Source organism: Pseudomonas sp. BJa5 (assembly GCF_030272875.2).
Lineage (GTDB): Bacteria > Pseudomonadota > Gammaproteobacteria > Pseudomonadales > Pseudomonadaceae > Aquipseudomonas.
This window is the reverse complement of sequence record NZ_JALRNG020000038.1, coordinates 18,052-39,234: the sequence shown is the minus strand read 5'-3', so window position 1 is coordinate 39,234 and position 21,183 is coordinate 18,052. Positions and strand designations below refer to the sequence as shown.

The following is a 21,183-nucleotide window of genomic DNA, read 5'->3' as shown; positions in this document are numbered from 1 at the left end:
ATGCAATCCCAAGACATCGTCCGCCGCTCGGCCACCAGCGTGCTGACCCCGACGCCCCAGGCGCGCGATCATCAGGCCGAAGTGGCCAAGCTGATCGACGTCAGCATCTGCATCGGCTGCAAGGCCTGCCAGGTGGCGTGCAACGAGTGGAACGACCTGCGTGACGAGGTCGGCCACAACGTCGGCGTCTACGACAACCCGGCCGACCTCTCGGCCGACACCTGGACGCTGATGCGCTTCGATGAAGTCGAGGACGAAAGCGGCAAGCTCGAATGGCTGATCCGCAAGGACGGCTGCATGCACTGCGCCGACCCCGGCTGCCTGAAAGCCTGCCCGCAACCGGGGGCGATCATCCAGTACGCCAACGGCATCGTCGACTTCCAGTCCGAGCACTGCATCGGCTGCGGCTACTGCATCGCCGGCTGCCCGTTCGATGTGCCGCGCATCAGCCAGAAGGACAACAAGGCCTACAAATGCACTCTGTGCGTGGACCGCGTATCGGTGGGCCAGGAACCGGCCTGCGTCAAGACCTGCCCCACCGGCGCGATCAACTTCGGCAGCAAGCAAGACATGCTGCACCAGGCCAGTGAGCGGGTCAGCGAACTGCAGGGCCGGGGCTTTGCCGGTGCCGGTATCTACGACCCGCAAGGCGTGGGCGGCACCCACGTGGTCTATGTACTGCAGCATGCCGACAAACCGCAGCTGTACCACAAGCTGCCCACCGACCCACGCATCAGCAGCGCCATCCATGGCTGGAAAGGCTGGCTCAAGCCGGTGGCCGCGGCGGCCTTCTTCGCCACCCTGGCCGGCACGCTGTTCCACTACATCGGCGTGGGCCCCAACGAAGTCGACGAACAGGACGAGAAACGCGACGAGGAGACCCACGCATGAACACCGACAAACTGATCCTGCGCACCCGCTTCATCGACCGCGCCTGCCACTGGTTCATGGTGATCTGCTTCTTCGCCGTGGCCCTGTCGGGGCTGTCGTGGTTCTTTCCGTCGTTCAATGGCCTCAACGCAGTGTTCGGCACCCCGCAGCTGGCGCGCATCCTTCACCCCTTCATCGGCGTCGTGGTGTTCGTGCTGCTGATGTTTCTGTTCGTGCGCTTCGTGCGCTACAACCTGCCAGAGCGCGAGGACGTGAAGTGGTTCAAGAACGTCAAGCAAGTGCTGGCCGGCAAGCATGACCCGGCGCTCGACATCGGCAAGTACAACGCCGGGCAGAAGGTACTGTTCTGGGGCATCATGGGCCTGATCACGCTGTTGCTGATCAGCGGCGTAGTGATCTGGCGGCCCTGGTTCGCCCCGCTGTTCTCCATCCCCACGATCCGCATCGGCCTGCTGCTGCACGCCGTCGCCGGCATTGCCCTGATCCTGCTGATCATCGGCCATGCCTACCTGGCGTTCTGGGTCAAAGGCTCGATTCGCGGCATGCTCACCGGCTACGTCAGCCGTGCCTGGGCCAAGACCCACCATGATCGCTGGTACCGGCAGATCAGCAAGCAGGACAAGCCCGGGAGCCAGCCATGAGTATCCAGATGACCCCGGTACAGACGCCCACCGGTGGAGTCAACGAGATCGTGCCGGTGCTGCTGCCCGCGCTCAAGGAGCGCTACGCCAAGCGTGCCGCGCGCTTGATGCAACTGGCCCAGGGGCACGCCATGGGCGACTACCTGGACTTTTGTGCACGTATCGCCCAGGCGCAGCAACAGCTGCTGGAACAAATGCCAGTACCCGCGGCACAGGTGGCCGGCTTGAGTGAGCGCCTTGGCAGCGGGCAAGCACCGCTGGCGAGCAGCGACTACCCGCGTGACCCTTACTGGCAGCAGCTGCTGCAGGCGCTGATCGAGCGGCTCTACCCCGAGGCCAATGCGACGGTGCGCACGACCCTGGACACCTTGCGCCGCTACACATCGACAGAACTGGAAGTGCTGGCCAGTGCCTTGCTGGCAGGTGAGCATGAGCAGGTCGACAGTGGCCAGGCGCTGTTCCTCTGGGCGGCCTTGTCGCTGTATTTCACCCAACTGGCCAGTGCCTTGCCGGCCAGCGCCAGGGCTCATCTTGGCGAGCAGCGCCAGCACTGCCCGGTGTGCACCAGCGCGCCGCTGGCCAGCGTGGTCATGACCGGCGCCCAGGCGGGCCTGCGCTACCTGCAGTGCGGTCTGTGTGAGTGCCGCTGGCATATGGTCCGGCTCAAGTGCAGCAACTGCGAAGCCACCGGCGCCCTGGACTATTGGTCGCTGGACCGGCAGGACGCGGCGATCAAGGCTGAGAGCTGCAATGGGTGTCACAGCTACCTGAAGGTGTTCTACCCGGAACGGGACCCTGACCAGGACGTGCTGGCCGATGACCTGGCCAGCCTGGCGCTGGATGCCGAGGTGGAACGCGAGGGGTATGGGCGTAGCGGGGTCAGCCCGTATCTGTTTCCGGGCTGAGTGCCCGGATCGCAGGCTTCGCCAGCTCCCACAGTGCCTTTGTGGGAGCTGGCGAAGCCTGCGATGGGCTGCACAGCAGCCCCACCTAACATCAATATGTCTTAGTACCTTTTGTACTCAGACCTTGCAGCTGAAAGCATAAGTCCTGACGAGGCACCGCCCTCATCGCGATTCATCAGATCCGACTCTTCACGCTTTGCTCTTTTCACCAGCGGCAGCCAGTCAGGCAATTGCCCGACATTACCGACAGGTTTGAACTGAGCGTGATCGAAGGCATATAAACCGGTCTCATCAAAAGCAAACTTTACATTCAAATCATTGCGTTGCGCGGTTGATCTAATGTCATTGCCGAGGTTGTCCAGCAGCAATGGATCGGCGTCTGCATTCTGCCAGTAGCCGAGTACCATATGTGCCTGCTGTGTCGACGTCTGGGTTGCATAAACAACACGCAGGGTCCGCTCAGGAACACCCAACAAGCGCAAGGTGAAGTACTTCGCCAGGGCAAAGTCCTCGCAATCGCCCCGGCCCTTTTCCAGGGTTTCCAGGGGTGATGCCCAGTAGTCGGCCTGCTGCCATACATCGATATCTTCGCCGTAGCGAATCGTACGGTTGAAAAACTCGTTCACCCGTTGAAGCTTTTCACGATCGGAAAGCTCGGCCGAATCGCTGATCAAGGCACGCCAGTCGCTGACACGCTGGACGCCTTCCGGACTTGGCTGCATTTCATCGACTGAAAGTGGCTTGGCGATGGCGCTCCCCCACAACATCCCCCAACCGAGCAATAGAACGGAAAGTTGTTTCAATTGTCGCCCAAACTTTTTGGAATTAAGGATATTCAGTTTTATCAAGCAGTACCTCACTTAATAATAAATGGTTCCTACAGGGAGACGCCTAAGACGGGTCGCACCTTAAGGCATGGCATACCAACAATCAAGGTGCGTCCGTCGGACATTTTCGAGGTACCCCATCAGTCCGATGAGCTGTAACAAAACCGAACTGCTCTGCGTCTATTAAAGGCACACCTCAAGTCCCGCACCTCCTGAGGAAACCACCATGAAACTGACAATAAAAATGTCAGTCGTGGTTGCAGCTGCGGCAGCAATGATGGCCACGGCTGCCACTGCGGCGACCCAGACTGAAGACGCGAGCAGTCTGCGACTACATACTCAATCGGCTCAAATGTTACTGGCCGAGGACGGCAGTAACCGCGTCCTCGATTATCATCAGCAAAATGCCATGGCAAGGAGTCAACTCAACCAGGAATCCGGCGAACGCTATGTACAAATGATCAAGGAACAGCCCACTGCCTCCGGCGTCGACTCGATGCAGGAAGCGCTTCCACCTACCGAGAAATCAGCCCCTCGGCTGACCGATCCGATCACCAGAGACAGAGAAGAATACCGCAGCGCCCATTGACCCCTGGCACGGACCCGAGCGCATGAAAATCCCCTATCGCACAGGGACGTGCCCTAGGATCCTCTGCACAATCGCCTGGCTATCCACCCCGCGGTCCTGGACCAGCAGCGCCTGCAGAACACGGGATGTCAGTTCCAGTTGATCGATGTAGCGACTGCAATGCATACATTGTCGCAGATGAATAAACACCCAGTTCCTGTCGCCCAGGCTCAATGTTCCGTCAATGAATTCGGAAGCCAACTCTGAAATATCGCGACAATTCAGCATTTCCCGTCCTCTTGAAAATGACTGAGCATCAATTGCATACGTTGCCGTGCGCGGTGCAGCAACACACGAACATATCCCTCGGTCAACCCCAGGGCATCTGCGATTTCCTTGTATTCAAGCCCGGCAAGTTCACGCATGATGACCACACTTCGCTGGGCACTGGGCAGTTCATAGAGGTGCTTACGTATACAGGCTTGAAGTTCAACCTCGGCCAGTAGCTCCTCCGGGCTTTCATGGTGCCACTGCTTGGGCGGCGCGGCCCAGGCGCCCTCGTGGTCGAAGCTGGAAAGAATCGGTGAGTGGTGATCGATATCCCAGCCTTCCAACGACATCTCCCGTCCTTGCTTGCGTCTTATCGAGAGGGCTTCATTGATGGCAATTCTCGCCAACCATGTGCGAAACTTTGAACGCCCTTCGAATGTTCCAACACCGGCGACAGCTTTTAACCAGGTTTCCTGGGCAACATCATTTGCAGCATCCGGCCCCACCAGGGGAATTGCAATAGTGATAAGAAAGGCGTGATGAACTTTTATCAAACTTTCCAATGCCTGGGCATCACCCTCGCGTAGCCGCTCGATCAATTCCTGCTCATTGTCCATGACCTGGTCTCCCGACCTGCTCCGGCAACAAGTACCCATACGGCTTCAGGCACCTCTGGAATTCAACCCACTAGCACTTTGACACCTCAGCGGATGAACGCTTAACTACCATCTGGCCACACTGGAACCTCGGACGAACCAAAGGCCACGACAAGGTTACTACCAAAGAAACAAAAAACAGACAACCTTCAGCCGGGACAAATACTTATAACTTAACAACCCTGTCCATCACGCTGTAATACCGAATTTACATTCGCCTGCCACCAGGGGGAGGCGGATCGTGCCAATTTAACACGCCATAATTGGATCCTAGAACACCTCCCCCGTTACGCAAGGACCGTTCATTTACTTGAATTTTCCGCCAAACGATTATCGTTACATATACAATTCGCCCACCCCTCTTAGTACCCATAACAACAAACAGAGCCAATACAAAGCCCTGGCACTTAAACTTATTAACTCACATTAGTTTCCTGGATGCTGACAATCACCAGAGCCCGATCAGCCCTCCGGCAGTACGCTATTCTGATCAGCGAGCAGGATGCCGAACCCATGCTCATGACCTTCGTGGAGTTTGTGTTGTACGGCCTGCTGGCCAACCTGTTCCGCCGCGCGGTGATCGACTCGCCGCAGGTACAGCACTGGTTGCGCCGCAGTTTTGCGGCAACTTTCGCCGGCCTGGGCCTGAACCTGGCGTTCGCCCAGCGCTGAGGAGCGCGTGCGATGAATGGTTGTGAGGTTCTGATCGTTGGCGCCGGCCCCACCGGGCTGGTGCTGGCCTTGTGGCTGAGCAAACTGGGCGTCAGGGTACGCATCATCGACCGCACCGCCGGCCCTGGCACCACCTCCCGGGCCCTGGCGGTGCAGGCCCGGACCCTGGAGCTGTATCGCCAGCTCGACCTGACCGCGGCGGTCATCGAGCGCGGCCACCAGGTGCCGGCCGCCAACCTCTGGGTCAAGGGAGAAGCGGCGGCGCGCCTGCCCTTCAGCGCCATCGGTGCCGACCTTACACCCTTCCCCTTCCTGCACATCTACCCCCAGGATGAACACGAGCAATTGCTGATCGATCGCCTGCAAACCTTCGGCATCGAGGTGGAACGGCAGACCGAACTGCTGGGTTTCAACCAGGACGAACAGGGCATCAGTGCCCAGTTGCGCCATGCCGGCGGCCTGGAGGAGCGCTGCGATGCCGCTTACATCGCCGGCTGCGATGGCGCCCGCTCGACGGTGCGCAAGGCGCTGGACATCGGTTTTCCCGGCGGCACCTACCAGCAGGTGTTCTATGTCGCCGATGTCCAGGCCTCGGGGCCGGCGCTCAACGGCGAACTGCACGTGGACCTGGACGAGGCCGACTTCCTGGCGGTCTTCCCCCTGGCCGGCAGTGGCCGGGCACGGCTGATCGGCACGGTGCGCGACGAACGTGCCGAACACCCCGACCAGTTGCATTTCGAGGATGTCAGCCAGCGCGCCATGAGCCACCTCAAGGTGCAGGTGGAGCAGGTCAACTGGTTTTCCACCTACCGCGTGCATCACCGGGTTGCCGAGCAGTTCGGCCGCCAGCGCGCCTTCCTCCTCGGCGATGCTGCCCATGTGCACAGCCCGGCCGGCGGCCAGGGCATGAACACCGGCATCGGCGATGCCATCAACCTGGCCTGGAAACTCGCCAGCGTGCTGCGCGGCCAGGCCCGCGACAGCCTGCTGGACACCTATGGCATCGAACGCAGTGCCTTTGCCCGCCGCCTGGTGGCGACCACCGACCAGGTGTTCAACTTCATCACCGCCGACGGGCGCCTGGCCACCTTGCTGCGCACCCGACTGGCGCCGCTACTGATCCCGCGGGTGGCGGCATTCCGTTCAGCCCGCGAGTTTCTCTTTCGCACCGTTTCGCAGATCACTCTCAACTACCGCGATATGCCCTTGAGTGTCGGCACTGCGGGTCAGGTGCAGGGCGGCGATCGCCTGCCCTGGGTGGCCGAGGGGGGACGCGACAACTTCAGTGGCCTGAACCGGATGTGCTGGCAGGTACAGGTCTACGGCGCGGTCAGTGCCGACCTGGTGAAGTGGTGCGGCGAGCGCGGCATCCCCGTGGACGTCTTCACCTGGAGCGACGCCCACGAGGCGTCCGGGCTGATGCGCGATGCGGTGTACCTGCTGCGCCCGGACAGCTACATCGCCCTGGCCTGGAGCAATGCCGGGGCGCAGGTGTTGCAACACTACTTCGACGAACGCGAACTCACCCCGTAGGCACGCTTTGCCCCGCAATTGTGGGAGCGGGCTTGCCCCGCGATTGCAATCTGACAGTCACACCGCATCGCGGGACAAGCCCGCTCCCACACGGTAGGTGGTCACCGCGCACAACAGCAGCCCCACCAGCGCCAGCGTCCCGCCGACCAGGCCGATATCCTCCAGCCCCACATGGGTACTCACCAGGCTGCCGATCAACGCCCCGGCGCCGATGCCGATGTTGTAGATCCCGGAAAACATCGCCATGGCCACATCGGTAGCATCCGAAGCCAGGATCAGCACCCTGGACTGCAGGGCCAGGCTGAAGCACATGATGGCAATGCCCCAGAACACACTCAGGGTACCCAGCAGGCGGAAATCACCCGACAACGGCAGCAACAGCAGCAGACATGCCGCCAGCATCGCAATGGCCGCCAGCAGGAAACCACTGGGGAAGCGCTCGCTGTAGCGGCTGAACAGCACCGAACCGAACACCCCGGCGCCACCGAACAGCAACAGCAACAAGGTGGTGCGCTCGCCGCCGACCTGCGCGACGTTCAGGGCAAAAGGCTCGATGTAGCTGTAGGCGGTGAACTGCGCGGCGATCACCAGGGCCACCAGCACATACACGACCACCAGCGCCGGGCGCTTGAACAGCACCGGTACGCTACGCAACGAGCCGGAGTTCTGGCTGGGCAGCAACGGCAGCGACTTGACCAGGCAGATCAGGGTCGCCAGGGCTACCCCGGCTATCGCCAGGAAGGTCGTGCGCCAACCCAGTGCCTCCCCCACCACCCGGCCCAGGGGAATGCCCATGACCATGGCCAGGGTAGTGCCGGTGGCCAGCAACCCCAACGCCTTGGCCTGCTGCCCCGGTGGCGCCACCCGCACTGCCAGCGACGCGGTAATGGCCCAGAACACCGCATGGGCCAGGGCGATGCCGATACGGCTGAGCAACAGCATGCCGAAGCTCTGGGCCACGCCCGACAGCAAGTGGCTGAGGATGAACAGCACGAAGACGATGATCAGCAACCGGCGTCGCTCGATGTTGCGGGTCAGCAGCATCATCGGCAGCGAGGCCAGGGCCACCACCCAGGCATAGATGGTCAACATCAGTCCGACCTGGGCGGTGGACATCTGAAAACTTGCGCCGATGTCACTGAGCAGCGCCACCGGCACGAACTCGGTGGTGTTGAAGATAAAGGCCGCCAGGGCCAGGGCGATCACACTGAGCCAGCTGCCGGCTCGCGCTTGCACGGGGGTATTCATGGGTAGCGTGTTGCTCCGGATCGATTGCAGTCGCCGGGCGCAATCGGGCGCCCAGCCTGAAGCACCCATGCCCGTAAGGCCTGGGTGGAAGCGTGTACGCTGAGGAATTGGTTATAAGTATGCGGGGTAGCGCTTGCGCCAAGGATAGTACGTCAGGGCCGGGGCTGTCACAACCGCACCACGGCCCGGCAGTTTTGCCGGGCACTGCTACACTGAAGGCGCTGAATGGAGGAACCTGCCATGTCCGACAAAGAAATCACCACGCTGCTGACCCTGATCGACCACCGGCAAACCACGCTGGCCAGCGCCTGCAAGGAGATTGCCGACTGGATCGACCGCCAGGGTGACCTGCCAGCCGCCGGCAAGATCCGCGCCAGCCTCAAGGCCGTGGAAGCCGACGAAGCACTGGTCAAGAAGACCCTGACCTCGCTCAGGATCGACCGCCCGCTGCCGCGTTTTCGCTGATCGCAGGCGCGAGGCAAAGGTGCCCTTGCCAGGATCCCGGGTGCGAACCAGCCAGCCACAGCCGCTGGTGATCGAATGCCCGCAGGATCCGGCGCGCCCATGAACATCCTCTACGATGAACGCCTCGACGGCCCCTTGCCGGCCGTCGACAAGCAGGCCCTGCTGCAGGCACTGCGCACGCAACTGCCGGACCTGGACATCCTCGTCAGCGAAGAAGACCTCAAGCCCTACGAATGCGACGGCCTGTCGGCCTACCGCAGCACGCCCCTGCTGGTGGTGCTGCCCCGGCGTATCGAGCAGGTCCAGGCCATCCTCGCCCTCTGCCATCAGCGCCAGGTGCCGGTGGTGACCCGCGGTGCCGGCACCGGCCTTTCCGGCGGCGCCCTGCCCCTGGCCCAGGGCGTGTTGCTGGTGATGGCGCGCTTCAACCGGATTCTTCAGATCGACCCGGTCGCGCGCACCGCCCGGGTGCAACCGGGAGTGCGCAACCTGGCGATCTCCCAGGCCGCGGCGCCTTATGGCCTGTACTACGCCCCCGACCCGTCTTCGCAGATCGCCTGTTCCATCGGCGGCAATGTCGCGGAAAACGCCGGAGGCGTGCACTGCCTCAAATACGGCCTGACCGTGCACAACCTGCTGAAGGTCGAGATCCTCACCGTCGACGGCCAGTGCCTGACCCTGGGCGCCGACAGCCTCGACGCCCCGGGCTTCGACCTGCTGGCGCTGTTCACCGGATCCGAAGGTCTGCTCGGGGTGATCACCGAAGTCACGGTCAGGTTGCTGCCACGCCCGCAGGTGGCCAAGGTGCTGCTGGCCAGTTTCGATGCGGTGGAACAGGCCGGCGCTGCCGTGGCCGCGATCATCAGGGCCGGGATCATCCCCGCCGGCCTGGAAATGATGGACAACCTGGCCATCCGCGCCGCCGAAGACTTCATCCACGCCGGCTACCCGGTCGACGCCCAGGCCATCCTGCTGTGCGAACTCGATGGTGTCGAGGCCGATGTCCACGACGACTGCGAGCGGGTCCGCACCTTGCTGCATCAGGCCGGCGCCCGCGAAGTGCGCCAGGCCCGGGACGAAGCCGAACGGGTCAGGTTCTGGGCCGGTCGCAAGAATGCCTTTCCCGCCGTCGGACGCATCTCGGCCGACTACTACTGCATGGACGGCACCATTCCCCGCCGTGAACTGCCCCATGTACTGAGCGCCATCGCCCAGCTGTCGGAGAAATACCAGTTGCGGGTCGCCAACGTCTTCCATGCCGGCGACGGCAACATGCACCCGCTGATCCTCTTCGATGCCAACCAGCCCGGCGAGCTGGAACGCGCCGAGGCCTTCGGCGGCGAGATCCTCGAACTGTGCGTGAAGGTCGGCGGCAGCATCACCGGCGAGCACGGGGTCGGGCGGGAGAAGATCAACCAGATGTGCGCCCAGTTCAATCCGGACGAACTGACCCTGTTCCATGCGGTCAAGGCCGCCTTCGATCCACGAGGCCTGCTCAACCCCGGCAAGAACATCCCGACCCTGCACCGCTGCGCCGAGTTCGGGGCCATGCATGTGCACGCAGGCCAGTTGCCCTTTCCCGACCTTGAGCGTTTCTGATGACGACCGCCGACCAGGACGCCAGCGCCGACCTGCTGGACCAGGTCGACCAGGCGCGCGCCCGGAGCACCGCGCTGCAGATTCGCGGCGGCGCCAGCAAGGCCTGGCTGGGGCGCCCACAACAAGGGGAAGTCCTCGACACCCGCCGCCACTGCGGCATCGTCAACCATGATCCTTCAGAACTGCTAATCACCGCCCGCGCCGGCACACCCTTGCGTGACATCGTCGCTGCCCTGGACGCCGCCGGGCAAATGCTGCCCTGCGAACCACCCCACTGTGATGACGGCGCCACCCTCGGTGGCATGGTCGCGGCGGGCCTGTCCGGACCGCGACGGCCCTGGGTCGGCTCGGTGCGCGACTTCGTCCTCGGCACCCGGGTGATCACAGGCCTTGGCAAGCACCTGCGCTTTGGCGGCGAGGTGATGAAAAACGTCGCCGGCTACGACCTGTCGCGGCTGATGGCCGGTAGCTTCGGCTGCCTCGGGCTGATCAGCGAGGTGTCGCTCAAGGTACTGCCCAAGCCCCGCTGCCAGGCCCATGTCGCCCTGGCGCTGGACGCCCGCCAGGCCTTGCAGCAACTGGCGCAATGGCGCCAGCAGGCGCTGCCCATCAGCGCCGCCTGCCACGACGGTGAAATATTGCGCCTGCGTCTTGAGGGCGGTGAAGGTTCGGTACTGGCCTTTCGCGAGCGCCTGGGCGGCGAGGATTTCGCCGCCCACTGGTGGCACGACCTGAACCATCGACGCCTGGCGTTTTTCCACGACCCGCGCCCGCTCTGGCGCCTGTCCCTGCCCGACAACAGCCCCCTGCTCGACCTGCCCGGCGCGCAACTGCTGGACTGGGCCGGCGCCCAGCGCTGGCTCAAGTCCGACGCCAGCGCCGAGCAGGTCCGCGCCAGCGTCAGCCGCCTGGGCGGGCATGTGACCTGCTACAGCCCGGGCTGCACCGACAGCCCCTTCCAGCCGCTGCCACCGTTGCTGCTGCGCTATCACCAGCAACTCAAGCAACGCCTCGACCCGCAAGGGATCTTCAACCCCGGCCGGATGTACGCGGAGCTCTGAGCCATGCAAACCCGCTTGAGCGATGCCGCCAGACGCCTGCCCCGCGCCGAGGAAGCCGAAAGCATCCTGCGCACCTGCGTGCACTGCGGGTTCTGCAACGCCACCTGCCCGACCTACCAGTTGCTCGGCGACGAACTGGACGGCCCGCGCGGACGCATCTACCTGATCAAGCAAGTGCTCGAAGGCCATACCCCCACGGCCAGCACCCAGCTGCACCTGGACCGCTGCCTGTCCTGTCGCAACTGCGAAACCACCTGCCCGTCCGGCGTCGACTACCACAACCTGCTGGACATCGGCCGCGCCGTGGTCGACCAGGCCGTGCCCCGCCCGCCCCTGCAACGGGCCCTGCGCAGCGGCCTGCGCCAGCTGGCGGCGCGGCCTGCGACCTTCAGCCGCCTGGTGTGGCTCGGGCGCAGGGTCGAGCCGCTGTTGCCCGCCCCGCTCAAGGCCGAACTGCCCCACTCGCCCAGGGTCGCCCAGCGGCGCCCACCGCTGCGCCACGCGCGGCGGGTGCTGATGCTCGAAGGCTGCGTGCAACCGGGGCTGTCGCCCAACACCAATGCCGCGGCCGCCCGCGTGCTCGATCGCCTGGGCATCAGTGTGACCGCGGCTACCGAAGCCGGTTGCTGCGGCGCCGTCGACTATCACCTCGACGCCCAGCAGGCCGGGCTGCAGCGTGCCCGCCACAATATCGACGCCTGGTGGCCGGCCATCGAGGCCGGGGCCGAAGCCATCGTCATCACCGCCAGCGGCTGCGGGGCCTTCATCCAGGACTACGGCAAACTGTTGCAGGACGATCCGCTCTACGGCCCCAGGGCCCGGCGTGTCAGCGAACTGGCCAGGGACCTGGTGCAGGTGATCGCCGCCGCGCCGCTGGAACAGCTGGGTTGGCGCAGCGACCAGTTGCTGGCCGTGCATTGCCCCTGCACCCTGCAACACGCCCTCAAGCTTGGCGGCGCCGTCGAGTCGGTGCTCAGGCGCCTGGGCTTCGCCCTCACTGCCGTGCCCGACGGCCACCTGTGCTGCGGCTCGGCCGGCACTTACTCACTGACCCAACCGGTGCTGGCCCGGCAGCTGCGCGACAACCGTCTCGATGCCCTGGAAAGCGGCCATCCGGACCTGATCGCCACCGCCAACATCGGCTGCCAGGTCCACCTCGATGGCGCCGGGCGAACGCCGGTCAAGCACTGGATCGAAGTGGTCGACGACGCATTCGCGCACTTGCCAACCCTGGCATAAGCTCAATCTGGATTCACAGGTGCACGGCTGCACCTTCCACCCAACGAGGACTTCCCATGCGTAACCTTCTGCTTGTCGCACTGCTGGTCGCCAGCCCCCTGGCACTGGCCAAGACCGAATGCACCACGGCCGACAAGGCCCAGTGGCAAAATTCGGACACCTTCCAGCAAGACCTGAAAAAACAGGGCTACGAGATCAAGAAGTTCAAGATCACCGATGGCAACTGCTACGAGATCTATGGCTGGGACAAGGACAAACGCAAGGTCGAGATCTACTTCGACCCGGTCACCGGCAAGAAGGTGAAAGAAGAAGTGGAAGACAAAGGCGGAGCCTACTGAGTTGAGCGGCGACACCCTGCGCCTCTGGGACCCGTTGGTGCGGTTTTGCCACTGGTCGCTGGTGGTGGCCTTTGTCGGCGGTTATTTCCTCACCGAGGAAGGTGAAGGTTGGCACCGCTGGCTGGGCTACTACGCGGTGGCCATTGTCCTGGTTCGCGTGCTCTGGGGCTTTGTCGGCACGCCGGCGGCGCGCTGGGCGGACTTCTGGCCGACGCCTGCGCGGCTCAAACAGCATGCGCAGGCGCTGGTCAAGGGCGAGAGCCACCACCGCCTTGGCCATTCGCCCATCGGTGCGCTGGTGATGGTGCTGATGCTGCTGTTGATGGTCGGCCTGGGCGTGACCGGGTTTCTGCTGGAGGAAGTGGACTACTTCTGGGGCGAAGACCTGCCGCGGGATATCCACGAATACATGGCCAATACCTTGCTGGCCCTGGTGTGCGTGCATATCGTCGCAGCGCTCATCGAAAGCCTGCGCCTGAAGGAGAACCTGCCCCTGTCGATGATCACCGGCAGGCGACGCAAACGCTGACTAGCCACAATCAACTGCCTGTAGGAGCGGGCTTGCCCCGCGATACGATGTCACTGACCGTACGCAATCGCGGGACAAGCCGAGTCGTCGCGCCGCCGCTCCTACATGACCTCAGAAGCGGAAGTTGGTGCTCAGCTCCAGGGTCCGTGGCGCGCCCGGGGTGATCAGGTCGACCGAACCGTGGGCCGAGGCGTAGTAGTCGCGGTCGAAGACGTTACGCAGGCGCAACGCCGCATCCCACTTCGGCTGGTTGTACAGCAGCGCCGCATCCACGGTGGTGTAGGACGGCATCACCACCACGTTGTCCAGCGCGGTGTAGCGCTCGTCCACGTAGTTGGCGCCCATGCCCACCCGCCAGGTTTCGCTCAGCGAACGCACCAGCCACAGGTTGGCGCTGGTGCGCGGGGTCAGGGTCGGCGTCTGGCCTTCGTTCGCGACACCGTTGGTGAAGCTGTTGGACTTGGTGATTTCCGCATCCAGGAAGGCGAAGCCGCCGTACACCTGCCATTTGTCCGTCAGCTGGCCACTGACCGTCGCCTCGAAGCCATCGGTGCGCTGCTCGCCTGCCAGTATCACGTTGGCCGGGTTGGCCGGGTCGGCGGTCTTCATGTTGGTGCGCTCCAGGCGGAACAGCGCCGCGGTCACCGACAGGCGATTGTCGAGCAGGTCCCACTTGGCACCGACTTCATAGTTGGTGGTTTCTTCAGGCTCCAGCCCCTGGTTGCTGGTACTCAGGGCGAACACTTCGGACGATGGCTGGTAGGAGCGGCTCACCGACACGTAGTAGGACTGGATCTGGTCCGGCTGGAACACCAGGCCGACGCGTGGGCTCCAGGTGGTGTCGGTACGCGACAGGTCGTTACCGGTCAGGTCGTCGGAATACTCCTGGTCGAACACGTCGTAGCGTACCCCCACCAGCGCTTTCCACATCGGCGCCAGGTCGATCAGGTCCTGCACGTAGAAGCCGGCGATGTCCTGGGTGGTGGTGCCCTTGGCGGTCTGGCGGTTGGCCTGGAACGGTACATCGACCAGGGCGTCGCGGAACACCGGCACCTGGGCTACGTTGCTCTGGCTGAACACCGACTGGTCCTTGACCTGGCGACCCAACTCGACACCGTACAGCAGGTTGTGGTTCATCCCGGCCAGCAGCGCCTGGTGCTTGAGCTCGGTCTGGTTGAACCAGCCGTCTTCGGTCCGCTGCACGTTGCCGCGGTTCAGCTTGACCAGCAACTCACCGTTGGGGGCGGTGACGAAGCGGTTCGCACTGGAATCGGCCAGGGTGTTGTTGCGGTCCAGGTCGTAGTGGTAGTAGCGGCTGTTGTTGCTCAGGGTGAAGTCATCGTTGAGGCGATAATCGACACCGGCGGTGAAGGAGAACACCTCACTGCGGGCGTAGTCATCGTCCGGATCACCGGCACCGAAACGCTTGTCACGGTCCACGTCCACCGGACGGTCGCCCAGGGCCGGGATACCGAAATCGATCAGGCGCTTGTCGTACAGGTAAGTGGCGCCTACGGTCAGGTCCAGGTCGTCGGAGAGCTTGAAATAAGCGGTCGGCGCAATAGCCTTGCGGTCGATGTAGCCGTCGTCGCGGAAGGTGTCGCTGTCTTCCAGCGCGCCAGTAATACGGAACGCCTTGTCGCCGTGCTGCTCGTCGGCCCAGCCGGCATCGAACTGGGTGCGGCGCTTGCCTTCGCTGTCGAAGGTCACGCCGACTTCATGCACCGGGCTGAAGTTGGGCTTCTTGCTGACGTTGTTGATCAGGCCGCCGGAAGAGCCGCGCCCGTAGAGCACTGCCGCCGGGCCCTTGATCACCTCGACCCGCTCGACGTTGGACAGGTCGCGATAGTACAGGGCGTCGTCGCGCATGCCGTCGACGTACATATCGCCAATGGCGCTGAAACCACGAATGGTGACCTGGTCGCGCTGGCCGTCACCGTTGGACAGACCGATACCGGGCACGTTCTTGAGCACGTCCTCCATGGACTGCGCGCCCTGGTCCTTGATCACACTCTGCGGCACCACGTTGACCGTCTGCGGAATGTCACGCAGCGGTGCATCGATCTTCAGCGCACTCTTGGTCTCGCTGGCTTTGTAGCTTTGCTCTTCGTAGCTGCTGTTGACCGAGGTTGCCGGAATGGCCAGGGTCTCGGCCTGCAGCGCTGGAGCGACCAGCACGCTGAGTACAGAAAGAGAGGCCGGGTGAATGCGCGAAAATGCCACCGTTCGTTCCTTTTTGTAAAGATTGTAAAGAAGAACGTAAATGGTAACGATTTGTAAATGCGAAGTGAATACTATTACTGCAAAGTATTTTTACATTTTGCGCAAAAAAGCCAGGCTGCCGTCCTTGACGGCAGCCTGGCTTTTTGAATGGTTTAACGTGTTGGGGAGAGTTTGATCAGGGCGACGCCTATCGCGAGCCAGATACACCCGATATTGACCAACCAGGCAGTCATCAACAATCGACGCCGCAGCCTCGGTGGAAAATTACGCAAATCCTCTGCATCAACCACGCCCAAGCGGACGCAGAGCTTCGGATAGATCATCACTCCGGCAATTCCAGCCAGCAAATACCAGCGCGTTTTGAAATCTGTCGCTCCCCAGAAAGGAATCCGCTGTGTGAGCCGGCTGGTATTTGGAAGACTTGCAATGATGCGGTCGAAGTCACGGGTGCAGGCCATGTAGGTGTTCATCGCCACGCCAGACATAGCGATCACGAAGGGGGCCAACATGAAGGCGAAAGCCCACCAAGAGCTCCAGAACCCGTTCATGGATATGTCTTTTCGTATAAAAACTCCCCAAGCCATTCGCCTCCTGCGCCAACACTCAAACCTCCTGCAAGTGATCCAGCTCCGACAAATACAATTCCACAAACGGCCACGCCGACAGGACCTGCCGCGGCTGCGAAACCACATACGGCCATGGCTACCTCTCCTCCCACATAGGCACCCGCCGCGCCACCAACTAGCCCTCCTGAAAAACTGCCTGTCTCGGTAAATCGAATCTTCTTGCATTCCTCCGTCTCGCCAGCACGGCAAACCTCCTGTACCTTGAGCATCGATGCACCGCCACCAAGCGCAACCCCGACGTACCCCCCGTACTTGAGGTACTGCGCCGTCTTCGCCACCTGATCCAGATGCGTGGCATAACCGGGAATCTGCCCGGGCGCACCGGCTCGGCTCCAATGGTGCACCAGGCTCTTGGTCGAGATGCCCAGGTCACGACGCAACACGTCGTAACTGCCAAGGTTCAGCGCCTTGTTGAGGAAGGAGCCTCGCAACTGCCCATCCAGTTGCCGATGCAATTGCTGGCGCGAGGCGAAGAACTCTGGACTACTCAAATGGCCATGGGTGATGAACGAGCGTTGATGCAACTGCGCATAAGCGTGCAAGGTGCCTTCGACCTGATGCAGCCCTTGCTTGAGCATCGCCTGGCCAACGCCCATCGACTCGCTCGCTCCGCTAAGCAACCCGGCAATCTCGCCCTGGTTACGGGCCATGAAGTTGGCCTCTTCCTCGGTAAGCGGTGCTAGCACCTCACGGACCTGAGCGGCGGCGGCCATCAGGTCGGCTTCTTCCCGGGTATAGGCCGTAGCGTTATGCGGGTCGCCAATAACGAACAGCTCGCCGGCTTTGTAGCCTTGGGCAAAGGTGGGATTGAGCCGGTGCAACCGCGCCGACAGGTAACGGCTTTCACCGCCCAGCTGGGCCAGCACCTGCTGGCCGGACATGCTACGCGGCACTACATAGAAGCCAGGTTCCAGCGTGCCCGGTGCGGCGGACATGGCTGGTGAGGCGTGGTTGGCGGGAGAGAAGCCGGAACTTGAAGGCGGGGGTGATGCCGCCGGCGCCCGGCTGGCGGGTTCGGCGGCACGGTTAGCAGAGGGCTTGTCCGGCCCGATCCAGTCGCCCAGCGGCGCAATCAGTCGATTGCTGCCAGGCGGGCAGCCGCACGCTACCAGCATGCCGTCCACCGCCACCGGCATCCCGTGGAAGGTGAAGCGTGAATCCCCTTCGGCAATTTTTCCGGGCTGTCCGCACTTCGGGCATTCGGTAGTGACGTCGCCCTTGCGCAGGACGCCGCGACCACCATGGGCAGCTTGCGGCAGGCTGCTGATACAGGTTGCACCGGTGGTGGTCTTGTCGCCGTGGAGCCCTTCGCCCCGGCCGAACATGTTCGAACGCTTACCCATGCCTCACCTCGCGACCGTCAGTGAAGTGGGATGGCAGGTCGCTGGGTTGTCGTTCCTTGTCATGAGCAGGTTCCTCGGGCAAATGGAACCCGGAACCTAGCATGGGAAAAACGGCTTTTTACGCAGGGAAAATCGAATCAGAAGCGTCCTACATAGCTCTCAGAAGACTGCGCAGTCCGTAGGAGCGGGCTTGCCCCGCGATACGGTGTAACAGCCAAATCGCAATCGCGGGGCAAGCCCGCTCCTACAGGCAGCCAGACAGCAAAAAGGCGAGCCCATGGGCTCGCCTTTTCGTACGCTGCACGCAGGCCATCAATGCATGTGTTCGTGCCCACCCTGCATGGCTTCGGCGTTCAGGGCACGTACCGGCGCCTTGACCTCGATGCTCTGCTTCTGGCCCTTGGCATCCTCGACCACCAGGGTCAGCGGCACCTGCTCGCCTTCCTTGATCTGCCCGTTCAGCTGCATGAGCATCACGTGATAACCGTTGGGGTCGAGGCTGACCGGCTTGCCGGCCGGCAGGTCGACGCTGTGCACCTGCTTCATGCCCATGACGTCGTTGTCCATGGTCATCTGGTGCACCTGGACGATCTTCGCCACCGGCGATTGCACGTCCACCAGCTTGCTGTCGCTGCTGGCGGTGAGGGTCATGAAGGCGCCGGTGGATTGCTGGTGCGGCACGGTGGCACGCACCCAGGCATCCTTGACGGTGGTTTCGGCCATGGCCGAGAAGCTCAGGCCGACCAGGGCCAGGGCGGCCAGGCCGCGTTTGAACGAATGGGCTGGGTGACGCATCAACATACCTCCATGACCGTGAGCAGATCTTCCGTACACTCTTTGGCGGTCAGTGAATGGGACAGTCCCAGGCGCAACTGGCCACGGGAGTCGAAGACGTAACTGGTCGAGGTGTGCGAGATCGTATAGGTATCGCCACTGGGGACCTTTTCGAAGAACACGCCGAATTCCTTGGCGGCGGCGGCAGTCTCTTCAAGGGTGCCGGAAAGCGCCACGAACGACGGATCGAAGGCCTTGACGTAGGCATCGAGCACTTCCGGGGTGTCGCGTTCCGGATCCAGGCTGATGAACACCACTTGCAGGAAACCGCCATCGCGGCCCATCAGCTTCTTGATCTGCGCCGCGCGCGCCAGGGTGGTCGGGCACACGGCCGGGCACTGGGTGAAACCGAAGAACACCATCGGCATCGAGCCCCAGAAGCTCGACAAGGTCCGGGGGTTGCCCTGGGTATCCTTGAGTTTGAACGAGCGACCGAGGATCTGGTTGCTCATGTCCTTGCCGTACTTGAAGTCGAGCGCACCACCGGAGCGGGGGTCGCAACCTGCCAGAACCCCGAGGCTCAGCAGGCTGATCCCGGCCATGACCTGGCGCCGGGTCAGTAAATCAGTCATGTAACCATCCTTTTGGGAGGGTGTTGCACCTCGCACGCGAGGCCTGTCGTGAAAGCGCGACATTTTGTCATGGGCGTTTGCCAGGGTGCCAGCACCGATCGCTCCCGTACGTCTGTAGCCCTTGGTTTCCGGGGTGCGGCCCCTTGTCGCAGGATGTGACAAGAAGCTGATTCAGACCGCCTGCAACGAATTTTCCTGTTCGTCGGCAACCGCGGTGCAGAGAGGTTTCGCCTACCGCTATATATTTTTGTATATTGCGATATCGATGGCCAGGCGCGGTTGGCAGACATGCTGTATCAGGACGCGGTAGACGTAGTGAACGACGCACCCTTTGCAGTGCACAGGGTCACGGAGAAAAAGCCCAACGAACCCGGGCGGCGCAACCGCGCCCTGATCCTGCGCGTGGCCGCCCGGACCTTTGCCCGCAAGGGCTTCGCCGCCACCACCTTAAGCGAAGTGGCCGAGCTCAGCGGCTTGCCCAAGGCCAACGTCAATTACTACTTCCACTCCAAGCACAACCTCTACCAGCAGGTGCTCGACAGTGTCACCCAGCGCTACCTGGATGCCTTCGCCCTGCTGCGTGTCGAGCAGGATCCACTGGAGGCGCTGGAGCGGCTGATCCGCGCCAAGCTCAAGATCATCCGCAGCCAGCCCTGGGCAGCGAAGGTCTTCGTTGCCGAGATGCTCCATGGCGCGCGGTATTTGCCCGCTGAACATGCCGGGCGTTTGCAGGGGGAGATCCAGCGCGCGCTTGCCTGCCTGCAGGCATGGATCGACAACGGCCAGTTGGCGGCGATTGATGCCCGCTACCTGCTGGTCACGCTATGGTCGACCACCCAGGCCTATGCCAACTTCGGTGCGCGGTTGACCGCCGATGCGTACAAGGACAAGGCCAGTGGCGCCGAGCTGGATGAAGCGCTGGCCAGTGTCAGCCGCCTGGTGTTGCGGGGGCTGCTGCCCCGCTGACTCCGATCTGTAGGAGCGGCGGTGCGACGACTCGACTTGCCCCGCGATTGCCTGTACCACCGTAATCGCGGGGCAAGCCCGCTCCCACAGGGCATTCACAAACCAACTACAGGGTATTTCAACATTTAATTTGTGCATACCAGGACCTTGTCGATATGGTGTCAGTGCCTCCCCAAGCGGCGCCGGCCGGCGCTGCCAGGCACGGGGACACAACAACAAGTCGAGATTTTCCATGTCGAAATCCTCCTACTACGCCCCTCACGGTGGGCACCCGGCTCAAACCGAGCTGCTGACTGACCGTGCCATGTTCACCGAAGCCTACGCCGTCATCCCCAAAGGCGTGATGCGTGACATCGTCACCAGCCACCTGCCGTTCTGGGACAAGATGCGCATGTGGGTCATCGCCCGCCCGCTGACCGGCTTCTCGGAAACCTTCTCGCAATACATCGTCGAACTGGCGCCGGAAGGCGGCAGCGAGCGCCCTGAGCTGGACAAGAACGCCGAAGCGGTGCTGTTCGTCGTCGAAGGCGAAGTCGACATCACCCTGCAAGGCAAGCCCTACACCCTGAAAGAAGGCGGCTACGCCTTCATTCCGCCGGCTGCCGACTGGAGCCTGCGCAACACCAGCGGCAAGAACGTCACCTTCCACTGGATCCGCAAGCACTACCAGGTCGTCGAAGGCCTGGCCCTGCCGGAGGCCTTCGTCACCAACGAGAAGGACATCGAGCCGATCCCGATGCCCGGCACCGACGGCGCCTGGGTCACCACCCGCTTCGTCGACATGGCCGACATGCGCCACGACATGCACGTCAACATCGTGACCTTCCAGCCGGGCGGCGTGATTCCGTTCGCGGAAACCCACGTCATGGAACACGGCCTGTACGTCCTGGAAGGTAAAGCGGTGTACCGCCTGAACCAGGACTGGGTCGAGGTCGAGGCCGGTGACTTCATGTGGCTGCGCGCCTTCTGCCCGCAGGCCTGCTACTCCGGTGGCCCGGGTCCGTTCCGCTACCTGCTGTACAAGGATGTGAACCGTCACATGAACCTGGTCCTCAACCCTCAGCGTTAAGCCCAGGCTCGTTGCACCGAAAGCCCGCCGTCACTGGCGGGCTTTTTCGTTTGGCCGGCCCTGGCCTATGCTTGATTCGACCGCTCGCCCGCCCATGCTGGAGCCTGC

Annotated in this window: 22 protein-coding genes and 1 pseudogene; 14 read left to right on the top strand and 9 right to left on the bottom strand. The window is 62.8% G+C overall.

Annotated elements, in window-relative coordinates:
• Genes fdxH through fdhE form a run of 3 tightly spaced genes read left to right on the top strand, consistent with a single transcriptional unit; the run spans nucleotide 1 to nucleotide 2,437 of the window.
• On the top strand, nucleotides 1-891 hold the full coding sequence (fdxH, locus tag M2D63_RS20325; RefSeq protein ID WP_285864828.1) for a formate dehydrogenase subunit beta: 891 nt from the start codon (nucleotides 1-3) through the stop codon (nucleotides 889-891).
• Nucleotides 888-1,532, top strand: a complete 645-nt coding sequence (locus tag M2D63_RS20320) for a formate dehydrogenase subunit gamma (protein WP_285864792.1) — start codon at nucleotides 888-890, stop codon at nucleotides 1,530-1,532. Before fdxH ends, M2D63_RS20320 begins: the two co-directional genes overlap by 4 nt.
• Nucleotides 1,529-2,437 carry a formate dehydrogenase accessory protein FdhE gene (fdhE, locus tag M2D63_RS20315; RefSeq protein ID WP_285864791.1) on the top strand — a complete coding sequence of 303 codons (909 nt, stop codon included), beginning with the start codon at nucleotides 1,529-1,531 and terminating at the stop codon, nucleotides 2,435-2,437. The genes M2D63_RS20320 and fdhE overlap by 4 nt, the downstream gene beginning before the upstream one ends.
• Before the next feature lie 101 nt (nucleotides 2,438-2,538).
• Here fdhE and M2D63_RS20310 read toward each other — a convergent pair whose 3' ends face one another.
• Nucleotides 2,539-3,285, bottom strand: a complete 747-nt coding sequence (locus M2D63_RS20310) for a transglutaminase-like cysteine peptidase (RefSeq protein WP_285864790.1) — start codon at nucleotides 3,283-3,285, stop codon at nucleotides 2,539-2,541.
• Between the two features lie 205 nt (nucleotides 3,286-3,490).
• Between M2D63_RS20310 and M2D63_RS20305 the strand changes: the two genes are divergently transcribed.
• Nucleotides 3,491-3,853, top strand: coding sequence for a hypothetical protein (locus M2D63_RS20305; RefSeq protein WP_285864789.1), 363 nt, complete (start codon nucleotides 3,491-3,493; stop codon nucleotides 3,851-3,853).
• Between the two features lie 33 nt (nucleotides 3,854-3,886).
• On the opposite strand, the gene M2D63_RS20300 is transcribed toward M2D63_RS20305, so the two are convergent.
• Nucleotides 3,887-4,120, bottom strand: a complete 234-nt coding sequence (locus M2D63_RS20300) for a zf-HC2 domain-containing protein (RefSeq protein ID WP_353050874.1) — start codon at nucleotides 4,118-4,120, stop codon at nucleotides 3,887-3,889.
• The gene (locus M2D63_RS20295; protein ID WP_285864788.1) at nucleotides 4,114-4,719 is read right to left on the bottom strand and encodes an RNA polymerase sigma factor; all 606 of its coding nucleotides are present in this window, start codon (nucleotides 4,717-4,719) and stop codon (nucleotides 4,114-4,116) included. The genes M2D63_RS20300 and M2D63_RS20295 overlap by 7 nt, the downstream gene beginning before the upstream one ends.
• Nucleotides 4,720-5,271: 552 nt before the next feature.
• On the opposite strand from M2D63_RS20295, the pseudogene M2D63_RS20290 reads away from it, so the two are divergent.
• A pseudogene (locus M2D63_RS20290) lies at nucleotides 5,272-5,430 on the top strand (LysE family translocator); the annotation flags it as partial.
• 12 nt (nucleotides 5,431-5,442) lie between these two features.
• Nucleotides 5,443-6,963, top strand: coding sequence for an FAD-dependent monooxygenase (locus M2D63_RS20285; RefSeq protein ID WP_285864787.1), 1,521 nt, complete (start codon nucleotides 5,443-5,445; stop codon nucleotides 6,961-6,963).
• 57 nt (nucleotides 6,964-7,020) lie between these two features.
• Here the strand turns inward: M2D63_RS20285 and M2D63_RS20280 are convergent, their stop codons facing one another.
• Nucleotides 7,021-8,211, bottom strand: coding sequence for a sugar transporter (locus tag M2D63_RS20280; protein ID WP_285864786.1), 1,191 nt, complete (start codon nucleotides 8,209-8,211; stop codon nucleotides 7,021-7,023).
• A gap of 240 nt (nucleotides 8,212-8,451) precedes the next feature.
• On the opposite strand from M2D63_RS20280, the gene M2D63_RS20275 reads away from it, so the two are divergent.
• The 6 genes from M2D63_RS20275 (at nucleotide 8,452) to M2D63_RS20250 (ending at nucleotide 13,442) form a co-directional block, all read left to right on the top strand.
• The gene (locus M2D63_RS20275; RefSeq protein WP_285864785.1) at nucleotides 8,452-8,676 is read left to right on the top strand and encodes a hypothetical protein; all 225 of its coding nucleotides are present in this window, start codon (nucleotides 8,452-8,454) and stop codon (nucleotides 8,674-8,676) included.
• A gap of 99 nt (nucleotides 8,677-8,775) precedes the next feature.
• Entirely contained in the window at nucleotides 8,776-10,275 is a 1,500-nt protein-coding gene (glcD, locus tag M2D63_RS20270; protein ID WP_285864784.1) for a glycolate oxidase subunit GlcD, read from the top strand.
• Nucleotides 10,275-11,336 carry a glycolate oxidase subunit GlcE gene (gene glcE, locus M2D63_RS20265; protein ID WP_285864783.1) on the top strand — a complete coding sequence of 354 codons (1,062 nt, stop codon included), beginning with the start codon at nucleotides 10,275-10,277 and terminating at the stop codon, nucleotides 11,334-11,336. Before glcD ends, glcE begins: the two co-directional genes overlap by 1 nt.
• Before the next feature lie 3 nt (nucleotides 11,337-11,339).
• A complete protein-coding gene (gene glcF, locus M2D63_RS20260) occupies nucleotides 11,340-12,575 on the top strand; it encodes a glycolate oxidase subunit GlcF (RefSeq protein WP_285864782.1) in 1,236 nt (411 codons plus the stop codon).
• A 56-nt stretch (nucleotides 12,576-12,631) separates the two neighbouring features.
• On the top strand, nucleotides 12,632-12,913 hold the full coding sequence (locus M2D63_RS20255; protein WP_285864781.1) for a PepSY domain-containing protein: 282 nt from the start codon (nucleotides 12,632-12,634) through the stop codon (nucleotides 12,911-12,913).
• A 1-nt stretch (nucleotide 12,914) separates the two neighbouring features.
• Nucleotides 12,915-13,442, top strand: coding sequence for a cytochrome b/b6 domain-containing protein (locus M2D63_RS20250; RefSeq protein WP_285864780.1), 528 nt, complete (start codon nucleotides 12,915-12,917; stop codon nucleotides 13,440-13,442).
• A gap of 111 nt (nucleotides 13,443-13,553) precedes the next feature.
• Here the strand turns inward: M2D63_RS20250 and M2D63_RS20245 are convergent, their stop codons facing one another.
• The 5 genes from M2D63_RS20245 to M2D63_RS20225 form a co-directional block, all read right to left on the bottom strand.
• The gene (locus M2D63_RS20245) at nucleotides 13,554-15,665 is read right to left on the bottom strand and encodes a TonB-dependent siderophore receptor (protein WP_285864779.1); all 2,112 of its coding nucleotides are present in this window, start codon (nucleotides 15,663-15,665) and stop codon (nucleotides 13,554-13,556) included.
• 152 nt (nucleotides 15,666-15,817) lie between these two features.
• Nucleotides 15,818-16,213, bottom strand: a complete 396-nt coding sequence (locus M2D63_RS20240) for a hypothetical protein (RefSeq protein ID WP_285864778.1) — start codon at nucleotides 16,211-16,213, stop codon at nucleotides 15,818-15,820.
• Complete coding sequence (locus tag M2D63_RS20235) at nucleotides 16,210-17,634, bottom strand: PAAR domain-containing protein (RefSeq protein ID WP_285864777.1); 1,425 nt, start codon at nucleotides 17,632-17,634, stop codon at nucleotides 16,210-16,212. Before M2D63_RS20235 ends, M2D63_RS20240 begins: the two co-directional genes overlap by 4 nt.
• 312 nt (nucleotides 17,635-17,946) lie before the next feature.
• Nucleotides 17,947-18,429: a copper chaperone PCu(A)C gene (locus M2D63_RS20230; protein WP_405310679.1), complete on the bottom strand. Its 483-nt coding sequence runs from the start codon at nucleotides 18,427-18,429 to the stop codon at nucleotides 17,947-17,949.
• Nucleotides 18,429-19,040 carry an SCO family protein gene (locus M2D63_RS20225; RefSeq protein WP_285864775.1) on the bottom strand — a complete coding sequence of 204 codons (612 nt, stop codon included), beginning with the start codon at nucleotides 19,038-19,040 and terminating at the stop codon, nucleotides 18,429-18,431. Before M2D63_RS20225 ends, M2D63_RS20230 begins: the two co-directional genes overlap by 1 nt.
• A gap of 288 nt (nucleotides 19,041-19,328) precedes the next feature.
• Here M2D63_RS20225 and M2D63_RS20220 point away from each other — a divergent pair, with 288 nt between their 5' ends.
• Together M2D63_RS20220 and M2D63_RS20215 are read left to right on the top strand one after the other, a co-directional pair.
• Nucleotides 19,329-20,006 carry a TetR family transcriptional regulator C-terminal domain-containing protein gene (locus M2D63_RS20220; RefSeq protein WP_285864774.1) on the top strand — a complete coding sequence of 226 codons (678 nt, stop codon included), beginning with the start codon at nucleotides 19,329-19,331 and terminating at the stop codon, nucleotides 20,004-20,006.
• 232 nt (nucleotides 20,007-20,238) lie between these two features.
• Nucleotides 20,239-21,075, top strand: a complete 837-nt coding sequence (locus M2D63_RS20215) for a bifunctional allantoicase/(S)-ureidoglycine aminohydrolase (protein ID WP_028944847.1) — start codon at nucleotides 20,239-20,241, stop codon at nucleotides 21,073-21,075.
• The last annotated feature ends 108 nt before the right edge of the window (nucleotides 21,076-21,183 follow it).